A 6,489-nucleotide genomic window follows, 5' to 3' on the forward strand; every position below is an offset into this window, starting at 1 on the left:
TTTCAAAACCAATTACTGTTTTAAACAGATGGGTAGAATATACATTCAATTTTAAAGATGCTGTTGCAAACGGAAATACGCAAATGTTACTTTTCTTTAATGCAGGAGCTACAAATGGAACTGCAGAAGATCTTTATTATATAGATGATTTACGTTTTGAAGAATTTGTAGATCCTTGTGATGGAGTTGCTGAAGATTTAAGTATCATTAACGATTTTGAATGTCAGGAAAATTATGATTTGAATTTAGATCCTGCAAATCCAGCAGTTATAAAAGTGGAAAACCCAAATCCCAATACAGTAAATATGGGAGAACTTGTTGGGCAATACACAGACAATGGAACAGAGCCTTTTGATAATTTATTGATAGATTTTAATCAAGCAATCGACTTATCTGTAAAATCTGAATTTAACATTAAAATTCATTCAAGTATGACAGCTCCAATTTTAGCAAAACTAGAAGGAGGAACTGTTTACGAATCTAGAGCAACAATAGATGTTGTTGGAGAATGGAAAAACTATAAGTTCGATTTTAGTCCAGCAATAAACAATGGTAATACAAGATTAGTTTTGTTTTTTAATTTTGAACAAACAAATGGAACAGCTACAGATATTTATTTTATAGATGATTTACGATTTACAGAAAGCACAAATGCTTGTGGAGTTATCGTCGAAAATTGCGCAAACACAACACAAGATTTAAGCATTATTAGTGATTTTGATTGTCAGCAGAACTATTTTTTAGGTGCAAATCCAGCAAATACAGATGCACCAGTTGTTCAAAATCCTAATGTAAGTTGTGATAACAGAAGTTCTAATGTAGGTCAGTACACCGACAATGGTACAGACCCATTTGATAATACATTAGTCAACTTTGGAGGACCTATAGATCTTTCGGTAAATAATCAATTTAAAATTAAAGTTCTAGCTACCGAGACAGGGCCTATTCTTGCAAAACTAGAAGGAGGAACTCCAGTAGAAGTTTTTTCAGATATCACTGTTCTTAATGAATGGGTTGAATACACCTTTGACTTTAGCGGAGCTGAAGGTAACGGAAATACAGCACTTGTATTATTTTTCAATGCGACCGAAGTAGATGGAACACCTCAAGACATTTATTACATAGATAATCTTAGGTTTATGCCACAATAGATAATACACTCTTTTTGATGACCTAGTGCGCTTTCGCGAAAGCGTACCTGAAATTTAGTTATAAATGCTAAGCAACAAGTATGATTTCTTGCTTAGTCTACAAAGTACGTCCAAATCTCAATGAATTAAAATTATCACATATAAAACTTAATGAGCTAACTGCCAAAAGTATAAATACCGCAGGCGGTAAAAAAAATGACTAAATACCCATATATGAACTAAAAAGATACCATTATGAAAAAATCACTTCTTCTTAATTTAACTATAATATTGATTTTACAGAGCTTTTTTACAGAAGTAGCTGCACAAATCTCTACAGATCAACTTTTATTAAACACCTATAATCTTTATGACGCTCAGAGACAGTATAACGGCGTTTATCGTGATTCTAAAATAATAAACGGTGCAGATTATCACCCTTGCTCTGTAGCAAATACAGGGGTAGGACTCATTTCTTTATGTGTTGCAGATCAAGCTGGATACATTACATACGCACGAGATCTAGCAAGACAAACCTTAAGAACAATTCTGGGGTATAATGCAGGATTCAATCCAGACCGGAATAGTAAGGGATTTTATAGACACTTTATAGATATTGATACTGGTAATCAAGCGTGGAATTCTGAGTATAGTACCATAGATACTGCCCTTCTTGCTGCGGGAGCTCTTTTTGCTAAAAAGTATTTTAACGATCCCGAGATTTCTTCTTATGCAGATGAGTTATTCTTATCTGTAGATTGGGCAGCCGCCATAAACAACCCTTCTACAGGTTCTATATGGAGAGAGCTTGATGGAAACGGAAATGGTCAAGGCACCTCAGCCCTACCGTTTAATGAATATATGATTGTGGCTTATCTAGCAATGGAAGCAGAGGGGAATGCTGGCGGAGTTGGAACTAGTGCTTGGAACGTCTGGCAACAGTTGAATAATTTTGCAAATGCTAATTATTGGGGGTATCAGCTCTTATCTGATTATGACGATATCAACGCATTTCAATCTGATTTTACTGTTCAATTTCCTTATTATCTAACTTCTTGGGCTCATAACAGCACACTTTACAAAAGTTATATGGCAAATATGGCGGCTGCAGATAAGTTATATTACGAGAAAATATCTGGGAATTACCCTAATTTGAACGGATATGAATGGGGACTGGGAGCTGGTAATTCCCCAGCAACCTATAATGGTACCAATTATACCCTATATGGGTATAATGCAGATCATATTAATAATCACCCTGCACGTGTAGTATCACCACATATTGTTGCAGGTTACATCCCTATAAGGCAGAGTGCAAAAAGTGATTTACAGCAAATGCTAGCCGGCTCAAAAGGTATTTATAATTTGAGTAATGGAAACCAACTTTTATGGAGATACAGTCTTGATGAGGTTAACTGGGACTCAGATCAAATTCAAGGGATAGACTACTCTTCCATGCTATATGGACTAGCCGCAGATAAATTTGGCACTTCTTTTTTTACAATAAATAATAATTATGATTTTCCTATACAAAATTTTTATAGTGCAAGTTCTTGCACTGTCAGTGTAAATTCTATCTATGGCACCGTGCTAGGTTCTCTGGGATCTTGGGATGGATCATCTACGAGAGACAAAGCGTTTGACAGTAATAACAATACCTATTTTGATGCACCTACAGGAAATAACCAATGGGTAGGTCTAGATCTTGGAAGCCTTCAAAATATAACCTGTATACGCTACAGACCTCGAAGAAACTTTGGAAACAGAATGCGAGGTGGTAGGTTTCAAGTGAGTGATAACGCAAACTTTAGTAATGCCCGCACCATTTATACTGTTCCCTCTAATGCAAATCTAAATTTCAGAGATTACTATATAACAGGAGGCAGTGTTAGTGGGATTGTTGCTAGATATATAAGGTACTTATCTCCTAACAATGGTTTTGGTAACATTGCAGAAATGAAGGTTTACAGCTCATCTAGTTCTGAAAGATCTGCCGATACTGAAACCTCAGCTTTATATTTAGAAACTACAACACCAGCATTATCAGACCAATTTATTCTCAGCCCAAATCCTGCCTCAGACAAAATGAAAGTCAATTTTTATCTTGATGATAAAAGCATTGTAAATTATACTATTTACGATATGCAAGGAAGGATAATACAATCTATAACTGAAAATTATACTGATAAAGGATTAATAGACCAAGAACTTACTATTGAAAATTTACAAAATGGTGTTTACTTTCTTCAGCTTAAAGCGAAAAATAGGCTAATCACTCACAAATTTATGGTGGTCAAAAACTAAATCAGATTTGTAAATTGAAAATGTAGATATAAGGGAGTTTATTACACCTTGATAAAATGTCTTAATTTTCTTTAATAGCAGAGAAAGTTAGATTGCTTAGTTAAATTATCTTGCTATTACCAGATATCTAAGGATATCAAATTAAAAACTCTTTGAATCTAAGATTTGAAGGGTTTTTTGCTTGCATGATTAGATCAAATTTAATTGAATTGTAACAGTTTTTGAGGTGGTTTTACATATTATACCAATTATAAATTAAAACAAACCTATTCATTTGTTTCTATCGCATCCATATATCAGTAGAAAATAAAACCGTAGTTAAATCGATGTTTTTATTTTCTATTTCACCTGGTCACTAAATTATTCAAATTTTTTAGAGCTCCCTTTAAATTATATTTGATATTACACGACCTTGCTCGTGACGTTTAAAAAACAAAAAGCCCGATTTCTATTCAGAAATCGAGCTTTGCTCTATGCGGAGAATGAGGGATTCGAACCCCCGGAGGTGTGACCCTCAACAGTTTTCAAGACTGCCGCATTCGACCACTCTGCCAATTCTCCTGAGTGCCTCATCAAGGTATTTCCTTGAATGCGGGTGCAAATATAAGACCCTTTTCCTTTTTAAAAAATCTTTTCTTCCTAAATATTTAAAAAATTAAAATGCTACTCCATCAACTATTATTGTCAAGATTAAAAAGTATTCATCTAATATATTAAACTCCTAACATTGTTATGGGTCTGCTTACAAAGGACTCCCTTCTGGAATTACTCAAAATAACCCCTCATTCTCCGTAAAAGAGACTCGTAAAAATAGTGCAGATTTTTCTTTTCTAGTGAGATATAAACTCTCTTATATAAAAACAACTAGATAAAATATAAATTTCTAAGTACGCTTTCGCGAAAGCGTATAAGACACCTCTACAAGTAACCAGAGGCTTACAACAAATTTACTCAACAACACACACAGCGGGTCTAATAATAGTATCCTTATTGTTTTTACGCATATACCCACTAATGATCTTTGAAGTATGATAGGTGTTTTTAAAAGGTTTAATATGTGTTGCGAATTGATCAAAGTCAGCAATGGATACTTCTTGATCTATAAATCCATAGCCTTTATACTCCCCATTTTCCACAAGAATGAGACAGGTTTCTGATGAAGTTCTCCCTTTTTCTTTAATGATATAGGTTTCTTGTACCGATGCTAAGGCATCTAAGGCAAGGCGAACTCTTGTATTATATGCAGCTACGTTTTCTTTACCTGAACAGATTCCTTGGCAATTTTTAATTTTATAATGAGAACAGCCTTTATGAGTCGTTTGTAGAGAACAGTATTTTGGACAGAGATCATGGTCTTCACATAGTTGTTCTAGCGTTTCTAATCCTATTTGTTTATTATACAGCGTCAGTACAGAGTTGGTGGTTTTTTTTGTCGTTCCTAGCGCCATTTGAATAACGCCCAGCTGATTCTCATAGGAAATAATCTGATACGTGTTGGTGGGTCTTTTTTGAGCGCGATTGTATTTTGGATAAAACCGTCTAATGTACTCTGCTTCTAATAACAAAGCGGTGAGTTCGTTTCCCGTCTCTTCGTAATCCAAATGATAGGTTTCTGTACAAAGCTGTATGGACTTTTGAGTTTTAGAATAGATATGCGACAATACCCTTTTTTTAATATCGATTGCTTTACCCACGTAAATCTCTTTCCCTGACTTTTCTCTGAATATATAAATGCCTGCCGAATTTGGTAATTTCTCAAAATCTTCGGTTGGAATATGGGGAGGTAAGGTTGCTTGTCTGGATGATTTATTGAGAAATGTTTTAAGGGTTGAAAAATCGGAATCTTTGTCAATGTTGACCAACCTTAAAAAAAGTTCTGTTGTTGCTCTTGTATCTGCTTCTGCTCTATGCGCGCCTTTTAATGATATGCCAATAGATCTACATAAGTTACCTAAACTATAAGAATATAAATTTGGAATGAGTTTTCTTGATAATCGTACCGTGCATAATTTTTTTCTTTGAAATGTAGCTCCTATAATTCCAAATTCCTTTTTTAAGAATCCAAAATCAAAATTGACATTATGAGCGACAAAGATGGCATCTTTTGTTTTTTCTTCTATAAGATCTGCAATTTCATAAAATTTAGGCGCATCGGCAACCATCTCATCAGTGATGCCTGTGAGTGCTGTGATGTTTCTAGGGATGTATTCTTCTGGATTGATTAACGATGAGTAGACATCGACAACTTGCATATTACTAATAGTAATTATACAAATTTCTGTCATACGTCCATAGCGAACGCCTCCTGTGGTTTCAACATCTATGATCGTATACTTTGCATTAGAGAGATCCATTGTGCAAAGATAGGGTAATAAGGAATAATTCCAATAAAAAGGAATTAATCACACATAGTATTTTTTCGGATAGTATTCTTCTCATTTTAATAGACTTATCTCGTTATTTCAAAGAATTTTGAAAGTTTTAGTAAAAATTATGTAACTGAATCTTAGCTGATCATCACGTTCTTTGTGTAAGTAAAATGATAATCGCATCTACAGAATATGCAAAATACCTAAAAGAAGGAAAAATAATTATTTCTGTAAAACCTAAAAATGCAGATTATGAAACTACTTTGGCAGTATGTGATAATATTTTATACCGTACTCCATCAAGAACATTATAATACACTGTAAACCCTTAAAAAAAAGTGAATGACATACCATTTGCTTTTTTTCAACGAAAAAATCATGTTGCCTTTTTATGCGATGACATTTACATAAAATAATATAGAAGTGGATTTCTACTTTAATCCTATAATTAATTTAAAATGTTCAAGTTAGACAGCGATAAGGAAAACAAATAATTACACAAATTTTACACTAATAAATCACTACACTATGAAAAAAATTATGATTACTGGAGCTGGCTCTGGTTTAGGAAAAGGAACAGCTATAGGTTTAGCTAAGAAAGGACATCATGTGATTGCAGGTGTTCAAGTTTGGGAACAAAAATCTAAACTTTTAGAAGAGATTAAAAAACACAAACTTGAGGATCA

The 6,489-nt window shown here is 33.9% G+C and carries 5 protein-coding genes and 1 tRNA gene; 4 read left to right on the forward strand and 2 right to left on the reverse strand.

The window, feature by feature from the left end:
* Together Q0505_RS09900 and Q0505_RS09905 are read left to right on the forward strand one after the other, a co-directional pair.
* Positions 1-1,151, forward strand: a 1,151-nt coding sequence (locus Q0505_RS09900) for a hypothetical protein (protein WP_299212241.1), incomplete at its 5' end; no start/stop codon positions are given.
* 234 nt (positions 1,152-1,385) lie between these two features.
* On the forward strand, positions 1,386-3,434 hold the full coding sequence (locus Q0505_RS09905; RefSeq protein ID WP_299212243.1) for a discoidin domain-containing protein: 2,049 nt from the start codon (positions 1,386-1,388) through the stop codon (positions 3,432-3,434).
* Positions 3,435-3,910: 476 nt separating this feature from the next.
* Here Q0505_RS09905 and Q0505_RS09910 read toward each other — a convergent pair.
* A tRNA-Ser gene (locus Q0505_RS09910) sits at positions 3,911-3,995 on the reverse strand.
* Between the two features lie 386 nt (positions 3,996-4,381).
* Positions 4,382-5,788: an exonuclease domain-containing protein gene (locus Q0505_RS09915; protein ID WP_299212246.1), complete on the reverse strand. Its 1,407-nt coding sequence runs from the start codon at positions 5,786-5,788 to the stop codon at positions 4,382-4,384.
* A 185-nt stretch (positions 5,789-5,973) separates the two neighbouring features.
* Between Q0505_RS09915 and Q0505_RS09920 the strand changes: the two genes are divergently transcribed.
* Together Q0505_RS09920 and Q0505_RS09925 are read left to right on the forward strand one after the other, a co-directional pair.
* Positions 5,974-6,117 (forward strand): hypothetical protein, encoded by a 144-nt coding sequence (locus Q0505_RS09920; RefSeq protein WP_299212249.1) that lies wholly within the window; start codon positions 5,974-5,976, stop codon positions 6,115-6,117.
* Between the two features lie 226 nt (positions 6,118-6,343).
* Positions 6,344-6,489: SDR family NAD(P)-dependent oxidoreductase (locus tag Q0505_RS09925; protein ID WP_299212252.1), on the forward strand; the 146-nt coding region annotated here is incomplete at its 3' end.

The organism is uncultured Dokdonia sp., from assembly GCF_937910895.1.
In the GTDB taxonomy this organism is placed as follows: domain Bacteria; phylum Bacteroidota; class Bacteroidia; order Flavobacteriales; family Flavobacteriaceae; genus Dokdonia.